The sequence below is a fragment of the Pseudoalteromonas sp. APC 3495 genome (assembly GCF_030407645.1).
GTDB lineage: Bacteria > Pseudomonadota > Gammaproteobacteria > Enterobacterales > Alteromonadaceae > Pseudoalteromonas > Pseudoalteromonas tetraodonis.
Map to the genome: position 1 here is coordinate 37623 of NZ_JASDDA010000005.1, position 19836 is coordinate 57458.

The 19836-nt window shown below is 40.1% G+C and carries 16 protein-coding genes; 11 read left to right on the forward strand and 5 right to left on the reverse strand.

Annotated features, from left to right (window positions below):
• Nucleotides 1-8: 8 nt before the first annotated feature.
• Together QL984_RS03205 and QL984_RS03210 are read right to left on the reverse strand one after the other, a co-directional pair.
• Complete coding sequence (locus QL984_RS03205; RefSeq protein ID WP_058154554.1) at nt 9-1742, reverse strand: AMP-binding protein; 1734 nt, start codon at nt 1740-1742, stop codon at nt 9-11.
• A gap of 330 nt (nt 1743-2072) precedes the next feature.
• Nucleotides 2073-2519, reverse strand: coding sequence for a DUF3010 family protein (locus QL984_RS03210; protein WP_008110482.1), 447 nt, complete (start codon nt 2517-2519; stop codon nt 2073-2075).
• Between the two features lie 565 nt (nt 2520-3084).
• Here QL984_RS03210 and thrS point away from each other — a divergent pair.
• From thrS to QL984_RS03260, 10 genes are all read left to right on the forward strand, one after another.
• Entirely contained in the window at nt 3085-4995 is a 1911-nt protein-coding gene (gene thrS, locus QL984_RS03215; protein WP_024601037.1) for a threonine--tRNA ligase, read from the forward strand.
• Nucleotides 4996-5054: 59 nt separating this feature from the next.
• Nucleotides 5055-5615 carry a translation initiation factor IF-3 gene (gene infC, locus QL984_RS03220; RefSeq protein ID WP_008110479.1) on the forward strand — a complete coding sequence of 187 codons (561 nt, stop codon included), beginning with the start codon at nt 5055-5057 and terminating at the stop codon, nt 5613-5615.
• A 212-nt stretch (nt 5616-5827) separates the two neighbouring features.
• Nucleotides 5828-6028 (forward strand): 50S ribosomal protein L35, encoded by a 201-nt coding sequence (gene rpmI, locus QL984_RS03225; protein ID WP_004587840.1) that lies wholly within the window; start codon nt 5828-5830, stop codon nt 6026-6028.
• 15 nt (nt 6029-6043) lie between these two features.
• Nucleotides 6044-6406: a 50S ribosomal protein L20 gene (gene rplT, locus QL984_RS03230; protein ID WP_008110477.1), complete on the forward strand. Its 363-nt coding sequence runs from the start codon at nt 6044-6046 to the stop codon at nt 6404-6406.
• 287 nt (nt 6407-6693) lie between these two features.
• Nucleotides 6694-8511 (forward strand): M14 family metallopeptidase, encoded by a 1818-nt coding sequence (locus QL984_RS03235; RefSeq protein ID WP_024601035.1) that lies wholly within the window; start codon nt 6694-6696, stop codon nt 8509-8511.
• A 1-nt stretch (nt 8512) separates the two neighbouring features.
• Nucleotides 8513-9154 carry an MBL fold metallo-hydrolase gene (locus tag QL984_RS03240; RefSeq protein WP_024601034.1) on the forward strand — a complete coding sequence of 214 codons (642 nt, stop codon included), beginning with the start codon at nt 8513-8515 and terminating at the stop codon, nt 9152-9154.
• A gap of 84 nt (nt 9155-9238) precedes the next feature.
• Entirely contained in the window at nt 9239-9697 is a 459-nt protein-coding gene (locus QL984_RS03245; RefSeq protein WP_008110469.1) for an Lrp/AsnC family transcriptional regulator, read from the forward strand.
• 114 nt (nt 9698-9811) lie between these two features.
• A complete protein-coding gene (locus tag QL984_RS03250; protein ID WP_008110467.1) occupies nt 9812-11368 on the forward strand; it encodes a SulP family inorganic anion transporter in 1557 nt (518 codons plus the stop codon).
• A 258-nt stretch (nt 11369-11626) separates the two neighbouring features.
• Entirely contained in the window at nt 11627-12700 is a 1074-nt protein-coding gene (locus QL984_RS03255; RefSeq protein ID WP_008110465.1) for a histidine kinase, read from the forward strand.
• Nucleotides 12697-13521, forward strand: a complete 825-nt coding sequence (locus QL984_RS03260; RefSeq protein ID WP_008110464.1) for a LytTR family DNA-binding domain-containing protein — start codon at nt 12697-12699, stop codon at nt 13519-13521. The genes QL984_RS03255 and QL984_RS03260 overlap by 4 nt, the downstream gene beginning before the upstream one ends.
• A 61-nt stretch (nt 13522-13582) precedes the next feature.
• Here QL984_RS03260 and pyk read toward each other — a convergent pair whose 3' ends face one another.
• Nucleotides 13583-15019: a pyruvate kinase gene (gene pyk / locus QL984_RS03265; RefSeq protein WP_008112452.1), complete on the reverse strand. Its 1437-nt coding sequence runs from the start codon at nt 15017-15019 to the stop codon at nt 13583-13585.
• A 350-nt stretch (nt 15020-15369) separates the two neighbouring features.
• On the opposite strand from pyk, the gene gndA reads away from it, so the two are divergent.
• Nucleotides 15370-16743 (forward strand): NADP-dependent phosphogluconate dehydrogenase, encoded by a 1374-nt coding sequence (gene gndA, locus QL984_RS03270; protein ID WP_013464864.1) that lies wholly within the window; start codon nt 15370-15372, stop codon nt 16741-16743.
• Between the two features lie 66 nt (nt 16744-16809).
• Here the strand turns inward: gndA and ansA are convergent, their stop codons facing one another.
• Together ansA and sppA are read right to left on the reverse strand one after the other, a co-directional pair.
• A complete protein-coding gene (ansA, locus tag QL984_RS03275; protein WP_024601031.1) occupies nt 16810-17820 on the reverse strand; it encodes an asparaginase in 1011 nt (336 codons plus the stop codon).
• A 70-nt stretch (nt 17821-17890) separates the two neighbouring features.
• A complete protein-coding gene (sppA, locus tag QL984_RS03280) occupies nt 17891-19756 on the reverse strand; it encodes a signal peptide peptidase SppA (protein ID WP_008112457.1) in 1866 nt (621 codons plus the stop codon).
• Nucleotides 19757-19836 lie beyond the last annotated feature (80 nt).

Genomic DNA, 19836 nt, shown 5'->3' on the forward strand with positions numbered 1-19836 from the left:
GAATCGGATTACGAAAATGCAGATTCGGCGAGCTCTTCTTGCATTTGTTCACGCATTTTAAATTTTTGCAATTTGCCGGTTACCGTCATCGGGTAATTTTCAACAAAGCGAATGTATTTAGGTTGTTTAAAGTAGGCGAGTTTGTCCTTTAAAAACAGACGAATTGCTTGCTCATCTAGTACTTCACCTTCTTTGGGTTGGATCCAAGCACAGACTTCTTCACCGAATTTTTCATCACTAATGCCAAAAATAGCGGCGTCTTGTATACCCGGATAGGTGTAAAGCACTTCTTCAATTTCACGCGGATAAATGTTTTCACCACCACGAATAATCATGTCTTTAATTCTGCCAACAATGCTGACAAAGCCCTCACTGTCCATTACCCCTAAATCGCCCGAGTGCAGCCAGCCTTCATTGTCGATAGTAGCTTTGGTTTTCTCTTCATCATTCCAATAGCAACGCATAATGCCGGCCCCACGGCTACAGACTTCACCAGGCTGCCCGATTTTTTGAATGTCACCAACCTCATCAATAATTTTTACTTCGGTGTGTGCAAGTGCTCGGCCAACCGTAGTGACTTGACGCTCAATAGAAGAGTCGGTTTCGGTAATGTTATTAATTGGGCTGCATTCTGTTTGCCCATAGGCAATTACCACCTGATTCATATTCATGAGTGTTTGTACTTTACGCATCACCTGTTCAGGACAAGTTGAGCCTGCCATAACACCCGTTCGCAGTGTACTTAAGTCATACTCGTTAAAGTTATTAAGCTCTAACTCGCTGATAAACATAGTGGGTACACCATGAAGGCCGGTGCATTTTTCTTGTTGTACCACCTCTAATGTAGTTTTTGGATCAAAAGAATCACTTGGATAAATTGCAGCGGCCCCTTTACTGACACACAATAAACTGCCTAATACCATGCCAAAGCAGTGATATAGCGGAACAGGAATACAGAGCTTATCGCGCTCAGTAAAGTGCATAGCTTGTGCGACTAAAAGCGCATTATTCAATATATTTTTATGCGTCAACGTAGCCCCTTTAGGGTTTCCTGTTGTGCCAGAGGTAAATTGAATATTGATATCTTGATTGCAATCGAGGGTTTTGGCCACCGCTTGCAGTTCTAATTTATGTGCATCGGTGGGCATGCTCATAACCTCATTAAATGAGAACATCCCATCGACGGGTTCATCACCAATACAAATTACATTTTTTAAAGTGGGTAATTTGGCTGCGGTTAATTCACCTTTGTTACAACCGCTAAGCTCAGGAGCTAAACTTTGCAGCATATTAATATAGTGGCTGCCTTTAAATTCAGTGGCGGTTATAAGCGTAGAGCATTCCACACTGTTTAGTGCATATTGCAGTTCACTAGGGCGGTAAGCTGGGTTAATGCATACCATAATGGCACCTATTTTAGCGGTGGCAAATTGTGTTAAGCACCACTGTATATTGTTCGGTGACCAAATACCGACCCGTTCACCAGGTTTTACCCCTAAAGACAGTAACCCCATAGCAAGTTGATTAATCTGCTGTTGAAATTGCTTATAGCTTAAACGTATATTTTGATGGGCAACGACTACGGCCAGAGCGTCTGGGTTATTGTCGACAATGGCGTCAAAGTAATCGCCTATGGTTTGTTCTACTAATGGTGTGCTCTGAATTCCTTTAAAATAGCTGTTTGATAGCGGTATAGTGTTTATTTGCTCTACTTCTTTTATCACTTTTTGTGTCGCTTTCATGACATACTCCATGTTTTTATTTTTGAGAGGCCTGCTGTTTAAATAAACACGAATTGTCGACAAAAGGAAGAGGGTTAGACTAATGTATTATACCAATCGGCAATAATACTAAATCATTTTGAGGGGGCAAATCAGACGCTAGCTGTGTTAAAATTTCTCATTTAGAACAACTAACTAACGAAATTTTTGCTTTGATATCGACACGATTTTCCTCCCTCAAATTAGATCACTTAGTTAAGCGAATTGGTATTACTGTTTTTATGTAGAATTTAAAGACAAAAAAACGCGTACTCTCTAGCGAATACGCGTTTTTATAAGGATGTAATTAATTTACATTTCGTCGCTGCGATACGTTTTTTTCATGATGTAAACGTAAGCATTAACAAATGCATTTTCTTGATACTTTTTAAGACCGGTGTCTTCAAACGCGATAGGTATCGGATTACGTTTTACTTGTTCTTTTATTTCGGTGGTTGAAAACACGCGTACATCGAGATTATCGATTAACTGAATAGCGGTTTCCATTTTGAATCCTTTAGCGCTGCCAGCAAACTTACCTTTAGGTTGGCGTTCGCGAATGGCAACCGAATCAATTTGGTAATCTTGCATTAACTTGGCAAAATCAAACTGAAACTTACGCATTACTTCAGTGTCGTTACCGTTACCTAAGGTAAAGCGTGTTTGGCGCACATCACGAATATCAAAAACGTCATTATCTTTACTTAAAATACAAAGTAGTACATCACTACCGGTAATTTCTACACCACATGTTCTCATTGCTAATCTCTACTATAACTTAATTACCCGTTATTATACGCAACACGCATTAAAATGCGAGTTTAAGCACTTACAGTGGTGTTTTTGTTAGCGCTTAACGTCCATTCGTCATTTTGATGTAACAAGGTCTGTTTATCTTTGCGGCTAAATGTGCAGCCCTCCTTTTTTTAGCCAAGACAGCGCTATGGGTTGTTTACTTTAAATAGGTGTGAGCGTTGCTCAATTTTTTACTTAGCGCCAGGTGATAGCTCCCGGGCTTTAACTAAATCGCCCCTAGATTGAACAAATCCTAATATAGAAAGCCAACAGACTCCTATTAAACGTTATTAATTGCACTTTTATGGTAAAATTGGGTGGTTTTTAATAGCTTAAAACTTGTAATTAATGCTGCAGCACGCGACAATAACTCTCTTGTAGTTGAGCAGACTCAGCATCTACATTAGCCATTTTTGGCGAAAAATAGTCAATGCTTATTCGTAAAAGCGTTGTCGAGTCATTCTCATTTAATTAATTAAAAATACACGTGATACATTGTAGGTGTCACCACTGTATGTAAGGATTTATAATGCCAGTTATTACTCTTCCTGACGGTAGTCAGCGTAGTTTTGAAAACCCTGTAAGCACACTTGATGTAGCAAACGATATAGGCCCAGGTCTTGCTAAAGCCACCATTGCGGGTCGTGTTAATGGCGAACGCGTAGATGCGTGTGATTTAATTAGTGACGATTCTCGTCTTGAGATCATTACCGCAAAAGACGACGATGGTCTAGAGATTATTCGCCACTCGTGTGCGCACTTAATTGGTCATGCTGTTAAACAACTTTTCCCTGATGCAAAAATGGCGATTGGTCCAACAATTGATAACGGTTTTTACTACGATATTGATATGGAACATTCGTTATCTCAAGATGATCTTGATGCCATTGAAAAACGTATGCTACAGCTTGCAAAAACAAACTACGACGTAGTGAAAAAAACCGTTAGCTGGCAAGAAGCGCGCGACACTTTTGCAGCGCGTGGCGAAACATACAAAATTGAAATACTAGACGAAAATATCGCACAAGATGACCGTCCAGGTTTATATCATCACGAAGAATACATCGATATGTGTCGTGGTCCTCATGTGCCAAACATGAAGTTTTGTCAAAACTTTAAAATTATGAAAGTGGCCGGCGCATACTGGCGCGGTGATTCTGAAAACAAAATGCTACAGCGTATTTACGGCACAGCATGGGGCGATAAAAAGCAACTTAAAGCGTATTTAAAGCGTTTAGAAGAGGCTGAGAAGCGCGATCACCGTCGTATAGGTAAAGCACTCGATTTATGGCACTGGCAAGAAGAAGCGCCAGGTATGGTATTTTGGCATAACGATGGTTGGAGCATTTACCGCGAGCTAGAAGACTTTGTGCGTGAAAAATTACGTGAGTACCAATACGAAGAAGTGAAAGGTCCAATGATGATGGATCGCTCTTTGTGGGAAAAATCAGGGCATTGGGAAAAGTATTCAGAGGCAATGTTTACCACTGAATCTGAAAAGCGTGAATACGCAATTAAACCAATGAATTGCCCGGGCCACGTACAAATATTCAACCAAGGTTTAAAATCGTACCGTGACTTACCACTGCGTATGGCAGAGTTTGGTTGTTGTCACCGTAATGAGCCATCAGGGGCACTTCACGGTTTAATGCGTGTGCGTGGCTTTACTCAAGATGATGCGCATGTATTCTGTACTGAAGAGCAAATCATGGATGAAGTATCGGCCTGTATTAAAATGGTTTACGATACGTATGAAACATTCGGCTTTGAAAAAATTGTAGTTAAACTTTCAACTCGCCCAGAGCAACGTATTGGCGAAGATGAAATGTGGGACAAAGCAGAGCTTGCACTTGCTGACGCACTTAAAGCAAATGACATTGAATTTGATTATTTACCAGGTGAAGGGGCGTTTTATGGCCCTAAAATTGAATTTACTTTGTACGATTGCTTAGACAGAGCGTGGCAGTGTGGTACAGTGCAACTAGATTTTGCATTACCGGGTCGTTTGGGCGCTACTTATGTAGCTGAAAATAACGAACGTCGCACACCTGTTATGATACACCGCGCTATTTTAGGGTCTATTGAGCGCTTTATCGGTATCTTAACAGAAGAGTACGCTGGTTTATTCCCAACGTGGCTTGCGCCTAAGCAAGTGGTGATTATGAATATCACCGATAAACAAGCACCTTATGTGCAGGAAATTGTACAAAAATTAAATAAACTTGGAATTAGAGCCGCTGCTGACTTGAGAAATGAGAAGATTGGCTTTAAAATCCGAGAACATACACTTAAGCGTATTCCTTACTTACTGGTTGTTGGCGATAAAGAAGTTGAACAACAAGAAGTAGCAGTACGAACTCGCACAGGTGAAGACCTAGGCAAATTTAATGTCGATGATTTTATCGCTAAAATCAGTGAAGAAATCAAAAATCGACAGTAAAAATCGAGCGTGTAGGGCAATCACAAACGGCCAACTACACGCTTATATTATTGATATTCTTGGAGGAACGTACCATTAGAGGCGGCAAGAAAGGGCAACAAACAGCTCAAAAAAATCGTATTAACGAAGAAATTACAGCGCTAGAAGTTCGTTTAATCGACATCGACGGCGAACAAGCTGGAATTCAGTCATTAAAAGACGCGCAAGCTATGGCTGATGCAGCGGGTGTTGATCTTGTAGAGATCAGTCCAAACGCTGAGCCGCCTGTTTGTAAGGTTATGGACTACGGTAAGTTCATCTTTGAAAAAAGCAAAGAACTAAAAGAGCAGAAGAAGAAGCAAAAGCAAATCCAGATTAAAGAAATCAAATTCCGTCCGGGAACGGATGAAGGCGATTATCAGGTTAAGCTGCGCAACTTACGTAAGTTCTTAGAAGCTGGCGATAAAGCTAAGATAACTATCCGCTTCCGTGGTCGTGAAATGGCTCACCAAGAAATTGGTATCGAATTATTAAACCGTATTAAAACCGATTTAGAAGAGTTAGCAGTTGTTGAGTCTTTCCCAAATCGTGTTGAAGGTCGTCAAATGGTTATGATGATGGCACCGGTTGCTAAAAAGTAATAATTAGGCGATAATACGCACCGAATTTAGCTCAGGTTTGCAAGTGATGTGAAAATGTCCACCTGAGTTAACCGGTTTTAAAGTAAAACTGCGGTATTTATATCGGGTTTTCACCGGAACATAGCAGTAAGTTAGGCCTTTAAAGTGGAGCTATAGCAATATATCTCACGCCTTCTTACTAAATTTAAAGCAATACAATTGGAGTTATTGCAATGGCTTACAAGCTAAAAAGTCACAGAGGCGCAGCTAAGCGTTTCAAAAAGACTGCTTCTGGCGGTTTCAAGCGTAAACAAGCGCATCTTCGTCACATTCTGACTAAGAAAACTTCTAAGCGTAAGTTACACCTACGTCCTAAGATGATGGTTCATAAAAATGACCATGGTCTAGTTTCACGTATGTTACCATTCGCTTAATAGGGGTTTTTAGAAATGGCAAGAGTTAAACGCGGCGTTGTCGCACGTGCACGTCACAAAAAAGTTTTAAAACAAGCGAAAGGTTACTACGGAGCACGTTCACGTGTTTACCGCGTAGCTTTCCAGGCTGTTACTAAAGCGGGTCAATACGCTTACCGTGACCGCCGTGCTAAGAAACGTACTTTCCGTCAACTATGGATTGCACGTATCAATGCTGCTTCACGTCAAAATGGTCTGTCTTACAGCCGTTTTATCAATGGTCTTAAAAAGACATCTGTAGAAATCGATCGTAAGATCCTTGCAGATATCGCTGTTTACGACCAAGTTGCATTCGCAGCGCTTGTAGCAAAAGCAAAAGAAGGCCTAGCGGCAGCTTAAGTTTTTGTATAAGTAATGAAAAGGAGCCCATGGCTCCTTTTTTTGTGCCTGTAATTTATTATCTTTTTTATGCGCTTGTAGGCTTTTTCCTTTATTTATTGCCGTTGTGTGTTCGTTTTTTTAGGTACTAATTAGCCCTTTTTATTCAGTAGATGTTGATAGCGTGGCTGGGCTGCAACTAAAAATGCCGTTGGCTGTATTTTTTTGTTGAACCACCGCAGTTTTGGCAACTAGAAAAGTTTAATTGCTATAATTTTTCTTAATTAATGGGTTTGTTAGAGAAGTATATGTTTATAAGTTTATTGGTTTTATCTGCAAGTATGGTAAATAGCGATCATTTACCGCCATTATTACCATGGGAAGGTAGTAGTACCTCACTATTGCAACAACAGGGACCCTTAACCACAGACTTTGAAATTTCTGCAGGAGTCTCGTCTCCCAATTATGCTAATACCATGGCATTTGTTGATAGATTAGTGGCGGCGAATCCCACTCAATTTAAATCAAAAACGATTGGCTATAGTAATAGTAAACGAGCAATAAAAATGTTGATTGCTAGTGAGCAAGGTTTTTTTGATGCGGGGCAAATGGCCAATAGCACCAAACCAACCGTGCTTATTCAGGCTGGTATTCACGCTGGTGAGATTGATGGTAAAGATGCGATGTTTATGCTGCTTAGAGACATTGCTACGGGTAAACGACGCGATATATTAAAAAAGGTAAACATTTTATTTATCCCAATATTAAACGTTGATGGTCACGAGCGTAGTAGTGCGTTTAATCGTATTAATCAGCGTGGCCCTGTCAAAATGGGTTTTAGAACAAACGCAAATAATCTTAATTTAAATCGTGATTACACTAAGCTTGATACACCAGAGGTTAAAAGCGTCCTTCAAGTAATTAATGATTATAATCCGAATTTGTATATTGACGTACACGTGACTGATGGGGCTGATTACCAATACGATGTAACCTATGGCTATAACCCAGTATTTGCTAGCGAGTCGCCTGCCATTTCAGATGCGCTTAACCGTTATTTTAAACCAATGATTGATCAAACCCTCACTGAGCAAGGCCATGTTCCGGGCCCTTTAGTGTTTGTTATGGATAAGCAAGAATTTAAATCAGGTTTAGCAGGTTGGGTTGCCACACCGCGGTTTTCAAACGGGTGGGGTGATTTAAAGTCATTGCCTACCATTTTAGTTGAAAACCATTCTTTAAAGCCATACAAACAACGCGTGTTAGGGACTTATGTGTTTATAGATGGTGCTATTGAAGCATTATCAGCGCATAAAGATAAACTCGCTAATGCAGTAAAAAAAGAACAAGAATTTGTTCCTAAGCAATTAATTGTTAAGCGTGGTTATTCTGAGCAGCCTGATCATATCGCGTTTAAAGGTATTGCTTATTCTAAAAGCCTGAGCCCATTGTCAAATCAACAAGAAGTAAGCTATTTGGGTAAAAAACAGGATTATGACAAGCTGCCTATTTTTTGGCAAAAAGAGGTGCAGCACACGGTTGAAGTACCAAAATCATTTTTTATTCCACCTGTTTACACCGATATTATTGAGAAATTAGCCCTGCATGGGGTGTCAGTTAATAAGCTCAGTGGTGCCAACACTCAGCCATTAAAAATGGCAAAAGTAGCGCAATATAGTTTTGATAAAGCGCCATTTGAAGGGCGTTTTAGAGTGTCGGCTAGTTTTGATTATGTACCAGCTACAAATGTGGATTTAGATGGTTGGTTTGAAGTGAGTACGCAGCAAAAGGCAGGAGAGTTAGCTGTCCACTTGCTACATCCTGAAGCACCAGATTCATTTTTTGCTTGGGGAGAGTTTAATACTATTTTTCAGCGCACTGAATATATGGAAAATTATGCTTTGATACCGTTTGCTGAAAAAATGCTTGCTGATGACCCCAAATTAGCCCAAGAATTTGATAAAAAAGTAAACCAGGATAAAGACTTTGCTAAGAACGCTGAAGCACGTTTAAATTGGTTATATGAGCATAGCCCATTTTATGATCAAGCTTATTTGAAATACCCAGTTTTAATGTCATACGAAGAGAATATAGTTATTCCAGCACAAAAAGATAAAGAAATATAAGATGAAAATAATCACTATTCCCGTAACCCCGTTTATGCAAAATTGCCGCATTATAGTATGTGAACAAACCCAGCAAGCTGTCGTGGTCGACCCTGGCGGTGATGCTGAAAAAATTAATGCATCACTTAAGCAGCATAATTTATCATTAGCAGCGATTTGGTTAACCCATGGGCATTTAGATCATGTAGGCGCTGCGCATAATTTACGCGAGCAACACAAGGTAAAGATGATTGGGCCTCATGAGGATGAACGTTTTTGGTTCGACAATTTACCGATGCAAGCCACTATGTTTGGCTTTAAACCGATCAACTCCTTCTATCCTGATGAATGGTTAGCCCATGGTGATAGTATCAAGGTTGGGCAGCTTGAATTTAAAGTACTTCATTGCCCAGGGCATACGCCAGGGCATGTTGTGTTTTATCAACAAGCACACAATACGGTTATCGTCGGGGATGTTATTTTCAAAGGTTCAATAGGGCGTACCGACTTTCCTAAAGGCGACAGCAAGCAGCTAATCGACTCTATAATGCAACATATCATGACATTACCACCGAACACTGCAATTTTAAGTGGCCATGGTGACAACACCCATGTTGCTCATGAACAGGCTACTAACCCATTTGTAAGTGGCCAGTTTGGTTGATGTGCATATTTGTTAAAAATAAGCAGACTGCTTTTTAAAAAGGCTGTATAATTTAACCAATTTATTAGATAAATAAGAAATAAAATGTCTCTAAATCACGTAGATCGCCAAATATTGGCACTTTTACAACAAGATGCAAGTTTATCAACTGCTGAGATTGCAGACAAAGTCGGACTTTCTCAGTCTCCTTGTTGGCGTCGTATTGCTAAATTAGAACAAGATGGCTACATCAAAAGTAAAGTCGCATTGCTTGATGAAAAAAAGCTGGGCTTTGATATGTTGGTTTACGCCCATGTACGTTTATCAAACCATGGTAAAAAGAATTTAGCTGAGTTTGAAAAATTAATACTTAGCTATGATGAAGTGACTGAATGTTACACCATGGCTGGGACTATGGACTTTATGTTGCGTATTATTTCTCAAGGCATAGAAGGTTATGAGCACTTTGTACGCGATAACTTGCTTAGCTTAGAATATGTACAAGAGGTTCATTCTAATGTGACCATGACGTGTGTTAAACGAAGCACGGCACTGCCACTTTAAACTTTACTAAGCAGCTAAAAACACACAGGCTGAATTAACTATAATTGTGAAATGAGCGCTAATTTGATAAAATCTAGCGCTTTTTTTGTTAGCGAAATAAAACTGAGGAACTCAATGTTTAACTTACTCAGCAGAGCGCCAAGCTCTGCTAAAAACGATATTCTCTCTGGATTGACAGTGGCACTTGCCTTGATCCCAGAAGCTGTTGCATTTGCCTTTGTTGCAAATGTAGAACCTCTTGTTGGTTTATACGCCGCATTTATTGTGGGCTTAATTACGGCTATTTTTGGTGGTCGTCCGGGTATGATTTCGGGTGCAACCGGTGCATTAGCGGTTGTGATGGTAAGTTTAGTACTTGATCACGGAGTGGAATACCTATTTGCTACTGTGTTGCTGATGGGACTACTACAAATATTGGCTGGGGTATTTAAGCTCGGTAAGTTTATTCGTATGGTTCCGCATCCTGTTATGCTCGGTTTCGTTAACGGTTTAGCGATTGTTATATTTTTAGCCCAGCTTGGACAGTTTAAAGTGCCTGATGGTGCTGGCGGCCAAATGTGGATGACGGGCAGTGCGCTTTACATCATGTTAGGTTTAGTGGCGCTAACGATGGCAATTATTCACTTTTTACCAAAATTAACTACCGCGGTGCCTTCATCACTGGTTGCTATTGTTACTGTAACGGGTTTAGTGATTGGTCTTGATTTAGAAGCACGTACGGTACTTGATTTCTTAAAAGGCATGACAGGAAATGAAGCTGCAACCATTGCCGGTGGCTTACCACAGTTTCATATTCCTATGGTCCCTTTTAACCTAGAAACACTACAAATTATCTTTCCATATGCGCTTATTCTTGCAGCTATTGGCTTAATTGAATCGCTGTTAACGCTAAGCTTGATTGACGAAATTACAGAAACCCGTGGCCATTCTAATAAAGAATGTATTGGCCAAGGTGCGGCCAACGTCACATGTGGTTTCTTTGGTGCAATGGGTGGCTGTGCCATGATTGGCCAATCTATGATCAATATTAATTCAGGTGGGCGTTCGCGTTTATCAGGTATTAGTGCCGCATTGATGTTACTTGCATTTATTATCTTCGCTTCAAGCTTAATCGAAATGATCCCACTGGCCGCATTAGTTGGGGTTATGTTTATGGTGGTGCTGGGTACGTTTGAATGGGCGAGTTTCAAAATGATGAAACGCGTGCCTTTATCTGATGCTTTTGTAATTGTATTAGTTTCGGGTGTAACGGTTATTACCGACCTTGCGATTGCGGTGTGTGTAGGTGTTATTGTCTCTGCGTTAGTGTTTGCATGGCAGCATGCAAAACATATTTACACAACTAACTATATTGATAAAGAAGGTTCAAAAGTGTACGAGCTACATGGGCCTTTATTTTTTGGTTCGGTTAAAAACTTTGCTGATTTATTTGATGTTAAGAACGACCCCAAAGATGTGATTGTTGAGTTTAAATACAGTCGCGTTGCGGATCATAGTGCGATTGAGGCCATCGACAGCTTAGCTGACAAATACAATAAAGCGGGTAAAAAGCTGCACTTGCGTCACTTAAGTAAAGACTGTACAGAACTACTGCATAAAGCACGTGACTTAGTTGAAGTGAACGTAATTGAAGATCCGACTTATAAAGTTGCTTCAGATAAGCTTGCTTAAAAAATAAAAGTAAACATTGATAAGCGAAAGGTGGATGCCTTTCGCTTTTTTTATGCGTTTTAAATCATCCGCAAGGGGTAATTGCAACACGAGTTTTAGTTTGTTTGACGTAACCACTAAACCAGAACTGAGCATCCATCCTGTATTTATTTAATTTATTGTTTGCGATAGGGCTATTAAAAAGTAAGACAGTTGGTAGTGCTATACCTGACGATAAATCGATATAATAGTGACAAATTTACAAGGTAATAATTAATTTTGAATTGGCAGTCTTTAATTGATAACAGACAACGTTTTTTCTGGCTTTTGCAAATTGCAGGCTGGATAGGTTATGCGTTAGTTAACTATATTGGTTCTAAAGTATTCGAAATGCGTGATATTTACGTATTCGTTATTTTACTAAACGCCTATGCGGGCTGTTTAATGACTGTGCCTCTGCGTTATATTTATCGCAAAATTTGGAATGCCTCACCTTGGGTATTAATTATTGTTGTATTTGGCGCCTCTTATATAACCGGTACATTATGGGCCGTGGTGCAAAAGTTTAACCTGTGGGAAATTTATCGCCACGGATATCGTCCTGAAGAATGGTTTTATTATTTACAACAAGGACTCGATTCTGTTTATATTATTTTGTGTTGGAGTGGTTTGTACTTTGGGGTTAAGTATTACCAGTTATTACAAAGTGAACGTCAAAAAGCCTTAAAAGCAACCACGATGGCGCACGAAGCGCAGTTAAAAATGCTTAGATACCAGCTAAATCCTCATTTTTTGTTTAATACGCTCAATGCAATATCAACCTTAGTTTTGGTAAAAGAAAATAAAGATGCTAACTTGATGGTATCTAAATTGAGTGACTTTTTACGCTATACACTTAATACTGATCCAATTAAAAAAGTGCCGCTGGAGCAAGAGTTACATGCATTAATGCTCTATTTAGAAATTGAACGTGTACGTTTTGATGAGCGCTTACAAGTTAATGTGGACGTGAGTGAGCAGGCCAAACAAGCATTAGTGCCAAGCTTAATATTACAACCGATCATCGAAAATGCCATTAAGTACGCCATTGCCCATATGTCAGAAGGTGGTGTTATTGATATAAAAGCGCAAGTTTTTGCTAATGAATTATTACTTGAAGTGGGCGATAATGGGCCTGGCACTGATATTGAAAATGGTCAGTTAGTTAATGCACAAGGCGTAGGGGTGGCAAACACCCGAGACAGATTAAAAACGCTCTACGAAAATAATTACTCGTTTGTATTATCACATAATACGCCAAGTGGATTAAAAGTTAATCTGCGAGTCCCGTTTGAGAAGGCTGTGAAGAAATGACAAGAATAAAAACGCTTATTGTTGATGATGAACCATTAGCACGTAAAGGTTTAGCCGTCAGGCTTGAAGAGTTTTCTGATATTGAAGTGATCAAACTGTGTAGCTCAGGTTTTGATGCGATTGAAAGTTGTAAAAACGAAAAAATTGATCTTGTCTTTCTTGATATTCAAATGCCTGGTATGAACGGTTTTGAAGTCGCACGTGCTTTAAGTGAAAGCAGTAAAGATTTACCTGCCATTGTGTTTGTTACGGCGTTTGATCACTTTGCTGTTAAAGCATTTGAAATTCATGCTTTAGATTACATTTTAAAACCCGTTGATGATAACAGATTAAAACAGGCGGTAGAAAAAGTGCATACCTATTTAAAAACTCAGCAGGATAACGCCCATAAGAAAAAACTAGCGAGTTTCGTAGCAGGGATAACAGGCAATAACTGCGAAGAAATTTTAAAGAAATTAGCCACTGGCGATACCCTTACAGATCGTCGTTATCCTGAATCATTGGCCGTAAAAGAGCAGGGCGAAATTGTCAGAGTACCCGTTGCTACTATACAGTGGGTAGATGCGGCAGGTGATTACATGTGTCTGCATTGCCAAGATGGGCAAACGCATATATTACGTAAAACCATGAAAGAGCTTGAACAAGAATTAGATCCAAGCTTATTTGTACGTGTTCATCGCAGCGCGATTGTTAACACCAAACAAATTAGCAAGCTGGTAACTCAGGTTAGTGGTGAATATTTATTAGTGTTAGATAACGGACAAGAGCTCAAAGTAAGTAGAAGTTACCGTGATAAAGTAAAAGCAGCATTAGCAAGCTAATTTTAATAAATAGCATAAAAAACGCGAGCATATAGCTCGCGTTTTTTTATGCGCGTTACAGTTACGAAACAGTGACTATTTTCATCGTGTTGGTTGCACCAATCGTTTCCATCGCATCGCCGTGGGTAATAATCACGGTATCGCCTGCTTGTAAAGAGCCTGCGGCTACGAGTGTGCTTAATGCATCTTTAACCATGCTATCTTTTTCACATTTTGTAGAGTCAAAAAATACAGGGTAAACACCACGATACAGCGCTGTTTGACCTAATGTACTTGCATGACGTGAAAGTGAATAAATAGGCAGTCCAGAGCTAATACGCGACATCAATTTTGCCGTGCTACCTGACTCAGTAAGGGTGATAATCGCTTTAACAGAGTCTAAGTGGTTAGCTGCATACATAGCTGATAAGGCAATTGATTCGGCATTAGAAGAAAAACGGCTGTCTAAACGATGTTTAGAAACGTGTGTTTCTTTTTGCGACTCAGCACCTAAACAAACACGCGCCATAGTAGCAACGGTTTCTTCCGGGTAATCACCAGCGGCTGTTTCAGCAGAAAGCATCACTGCATCTGTGCCATCAAGTACTGCATTGGCAACATCCATAACTTCTGCACGTGTTGGCATAGGGTTATCGATCATCGATTCCATCATTTGCGTAGCGGTTACAACGGTACGGTTCAATGAACGAGCACGACGAATAATGAGTTTTTGTTTACCCATTAGTGCAGCATCACCAATTTCTACACCTAAGTCGCCACGGGCAACCATAACAGCGTCAGACGCTAAAATAATGTCATCAACTGCTTCTTGTGTTTCTACTGCTTCAGCACGCTCAATTTTAGCTAAAAGCTGTGCATTAGAGCCTGCAGCCTCCGCTAATGAACGCACATAACGCATATCATCGCCACTGCGAGGAAAAGAAACTGCAATGTAATCAACGCCAATTTCAGCAGCGGTGATTAAATCTTCTTTATCTTTTTCCGTAAATGCAGGTGCCGTTAAGCCTCCACCTAGACGGTTAATCCCTTTATTATTAGAAAGTACGCCGCCAACAGTCACAATGGTATGAACTAAGTGACCTTCAACACTTTCTACGGTGAGTTGAATTAAGCCATCGTTTAATAGCAATAAATCACCAGGGGCAACATCTTGTGGTAGCTCTTTATAGTCAATACCGACGGCGTTAATATCGCCTTGGCCTTTTTCCATTTTGGCATCAAGAATAAATTTTGCACCAACAGATAAGGTCACTTTGCCTTCTTTGAAGGTTGAAACGCGAATTTTTGGGCCTTGTAAGTCAGCGAGAATCGCGATGTGCTTACCAAGTTTAGTTGCAATATCTCGAACAGCTTGTGCACGGTCTTTATGATCTTGTGCAACACCGTGTGAGAAATTTAATCGAACGACATTTGCGCCTGCACGAATAATTTTTTCTAAGTTATTATCTCTATCTGTTGCAGGTCCAAGTGTCGCGACTATTTTTGTACGTCTTAACATTAAATTCTCCTGTGTGCTTTTTTTAAGCAAGTTGACGGTTATTTTGTTTTTAGCGATTACTAATAAAGAGCAATCTTTAGTTTTATGCAATTTTTATAACATTGCGACTATTATATACAAAATGAATATGTCATCATTATGACACCGGTGTCACAGGGCGTCAATGATCTAAAAATTTAAATAGCACTGCTATTTCTTCCCCTGAGAGGGCGGTTGTTTGATATAATTGCGGCGTTTATTTTAGCTGTAATAAATGCATGTAGCTTTGCTCATGGCTGCGGTCTGAGTATAATGCACGCGGTATTATTTTAATTTACTAACCAAATAGTTGTTACCGAGGAGGGCACTAAATGCAAGTTGCATTAGTAGGGTTAGGCGTTATGGGGAAAAATCTTGCCCTGAACTTGATTGAAAAAGGGATAACGCTTGTCGCTTATGACAAAAACCCAAATGCGGGTGAAGAATTACTAAGTTGTGCTAAATCACAAGGCATGGCTGATAAACTTCACATTGTCTCTGATTTAGGGGATATGGTTAGGCGTTTAGAAGCACCGCGTTCTATTTTATTACTTGTGCCTGCTGGTGAGTTAGTTGATGCGGTTTGCAACGAGCTTATTGAAGCGGGTGTTCAGTGCAGTGATATTATTGTTGATTGTGGTAACAGTAATTATAAAGACGGTATTAACCGTAAGCTCAAATACCAAGATAAGTTTGAATTTGCCACTATGGGTATTTCAGGCGGTGCCGAGGGTGCACGTCACGGTCCAGCTATGATGGCCAGTGGTTCTGAAGGTGGTTGGGAGCGTGTCGAGCCATGGTTTACAAAGGTTGCTGCAAGCTATAAAGGCGAGTCGTGTTTTGCGCGTGTAGGGCAGTCAGCTAGCGGCCATTTTGTAAAAATGGTTCACAATGGAATTGAATACGCACTCATGCAACTGATTGCAGAAATGTATCAGCTATTGCGTCACGGCACTAATCGCTCACCTAAAGAAATTGCAGAGATATTTAACGAATGGTCTCAAGGGCAACTAAATAGCTATTTACTGTCAATCTCAAGCCATATTTTATCACTTGAAAATTCGCATAATGTGCCGCTTGTAGATTTAATTGACAATAAAGTAGGCGCAAAAGGCACCGGTTTATGGACAGCACAAAACGCCCTTGAATTAGGTATTGCGGTACCGTCGTTAGTGGCTGCTGTACAAGCTCGTCATTTAACCAATGCGTGTAATACCACTGCCGCACAAGAAATGACATACAGCGCACAAAATACCACGCAAGTTGATATTGATTTAGATGAATTAAAAGATGCGTTTACCCTTGCGAGCCTGTTGGCCTATCGTCAAGGACTTGCATTAATTAAAGGCGCTTCACGAACTCATCAATGGAAAGTTGATTTAGCGAAAACGCTACAAACATGGCGTGCAGGGTGTATTATCCGTGCTGATTACCTTGATAGTGTAGCGCAAGGCGTTGAGTTTATTGATACCCTTGAAAAAGAGTCATTAGCGATGCGTAAAGTGACTGGCCAAGCCGTTATGACGGGTCTGGCGTTTCCTGTGCTTAGTGCAACACAAACCTACTTAGCAACGCTAACAACACCAAGTAATGGGCACTTAGTTCAAGCCCAGCGTGATTACTTTGGTGAGCATGGCATTAAAACCCACAGTGGTGAAACGTGTCATTTAACTGACTTAGTTGATATTGACGCAAAAGTTCGTTAATAAAATCTAAGTAATTAAAAAGGACGCTAAGTAGCGTCCTTTTTTGTTATTCGCTTAACTGATTACTTAACGGGTCAGCTCACCACGCAGGTTATCTTGCATTAAATGGCGAATTGTTTCAATTTCTAGGTTTTGACTAAACAAGTAATGCAGCTTAGTTAAGCATGCTTCTAAGGTCATATCGTAACCGCTGATCACGCCTATGTTTAACAGCGCATTACCCGTGGCATAACCGCCCATGTTCACTTGGCCTTTTAAACATTGGGTTAAATTAGTAATAATAACACCCCGTTTACTTGCTTCATCCAGAATCGCTAAAAACTCAGGGTCTTGTGGCGCATTGCCTACACCAAAGCTTAGCAGTACAAGGGCTTTAATATTGCCATTAACTAAGCTTTTTACTACTTCTTTGCTGATCCCTGGGTATAAATACAGCACGCCAATAGCTTGCGGTGTAATAGGGGTAACTTGGAGTTCATTTTCTACATACGGGCTTAATTGCCCTTTGATCAGCTGAATATTAATACCTGAAAGTGCAAGCGGCTCTAAGTTAGGTGAGGCGAATGCATCAAACCCATCTGCATGGGCTTTAGTGGCACGATTACCTCTGAACAACTGATTATTAAAAAATAAGCTGACTTCTGCAATGGGATAGTTAGCCGCTAAATACATTGCATTAAGTAGGTTAACTTGGCCATCTGAGCGTAATTGAGACAGCGGAATTTGTGAGCCGGTCACAATAATAGGTTTAGTTAAGTTTTCAAACATAAACGAAAGAGCTGATGCAGTATAGGCCATAGTATCGGTGCCATGCAGTACCACAAAGCCATCGTAATCTTGGTATTTACTTTTTATGTCATCGGCGATGAGTTGCCAATGAGCCGGTGACATATCTGAAGAATCTATAAGCGGGCAGTATTCATGAATATCAAATAGTGGCATTTCTTCACGATTAAACTCTGCGTTATTAACCACGGTTTCGGTTAAAAACCCTTCAGCAGGAATATAGCCGCGGATTGATTTTTTCATTCCTATGGTACCGCCAGTGTAAGCGATATAAATGCGTTTACGTTTCATAAAAAAAGCCCAGTAAAAAAACTGGGCTTAGTATAACGCTAACTGCTAATCAATACAGCCTGTTAAGGCACTATTGTGCAACTGTACACTCTAAACAGCGGGCATAAACACCTTGTGGATCGTTATAATCTTTTAGGTTTTCTACTTCACTGCTTAATTGTTTAATAACACTTTGCAGATTAGCTTGGCTGGCTAATACTGCTGTTTTTTGTGTTTCAAGCCCAAGTACTGATTTAACGGCGGCACTGCCGAAAATATCTTGAAGCATTTTTTCTTGTGGGCTAAGCGATTGCTTAATTGTTTTAACGTCATAGTAGTTAAGCTTTGCAAGCTCTGCAGCTGCTTTAATCGCATCTTGTTTATTACCAAGTTTATCAACTAAACCAAGCTCTTGAGCTTGAGAGGCAATCCATACCCGACCTTGGGCAATTTTATCAACTTGCTCTGGGGTCATATTACGTGCCTCAGCAACCACATCTAAAAAGCGTCCATATGCTTCTTCAACACTCATTTGAATAACTTTAGCCATTTTCTCGTTAAGTGGGCGAGTGATTGAAAAACCTGCCAATTCGGTGGTCGCTACGCCATCTGAATACACGCCTATTTTAGCGAGGGTATCTTCAAATGTCATAAAGGTACCAAATACGCCAATTGAACCGGTAATTGTACTCGGCGCTGCCCAAATTTCATTGGCCGCCGATGCAATCCAATAACCGCCTGATGCAGCTACTGAGCTCATTGATGCAATAACGGGTTTACCAGCAGCTTTAAGTGCAAGTACTTCAGCACGAATTACTTCTGAGGCAAACATGCTGCCACCGCCTGAATCTATTCGTAAAACCACCGCTTTAACCTTGTCATCAAGTCGGGCTTTGCGAAGGAGGGCTGCAGTTGAATCACCACCAATTTCACCAGCACGGCGTTCACCATCAACAATAGTGCCTTTAGCAACCACAACAGCGACTTTTTCAGTCATAGGGTTATCAAACTCAATAGGCGGTTTTACTAAACTTAAGTATTCACCAAAAGAGACTTGTTTAAATGTTTTTCCATCTTCATTTTCTCCAACCAATTCAATTAATTGTTGGCGAATTTGCTGATTGGTTTTTAATGAGTCAACCCATTGGTTATCCAGTGCATATTTACCGGCATCACCATTAGCGGCTTGCATTTTAGCTAAATAAACATCCATTGTTTCATCAAAGTTTGACTCATCAAAAGGACGTACAGCACTAACGTCTTGCTTATATTCATTCCATAAAGCACCAAGCCATACGCGGTTTGCTTCTTTAGCTGCCTCTGACATATCATTTCTGATAAACGGTTCAACGGCCGATTTAAAGGTACCTACACGGAATATATGCTGAGTGACTTCTAATTTTTCTAATGCGTCTTTGAAGTAAAGCGGGTACATACCGTAGCCTTCAATAAGCACACTACCATAAGGATGCATCGCAATTTCGTCTGCATGCGCGGCAATGTAATATTGTGCTTGGGTGTAGTAATACCCTGAGGCAATCACTTTTTTACCAGTTGCTTTAAATGTTTCAAGTGCCTGCGTAATTTGTTTGAGCTTATTTAAATGTGCTTTTGGCATTTCTTGTAAATCAAGCAAAATAGCGCTTATACGCGAGTCTTGTGCTGCTTCATTAATTACTTCAACTACATCGTCGAGCAATATTTCACTGGGTGAGTCAGCACTGGCCGTTGCATCATTAATAGCGGCTTCAACAGGGTCTATATAGGTTTTTTCTTCGACAATAGGGCCATTAAGGTTAAGTCTAAGAACAGAGCCCTCTTCGACAATAATTTTATCACCGTCACTTGATACCGATACGATAAAAATGACGACCAAAAATAAAAACAATACGTTGAGTATTAAACGACGTGAGAAGTTGATCCCCGTCCATATACCTTTAAATACCTTTGCTATCAAAATAGCTCCTTAAATTGGTACAGCTAAAACGTTATTGCCATCTTAGCGTAGAATATAAATAAATTTAACTGCTAAATCGT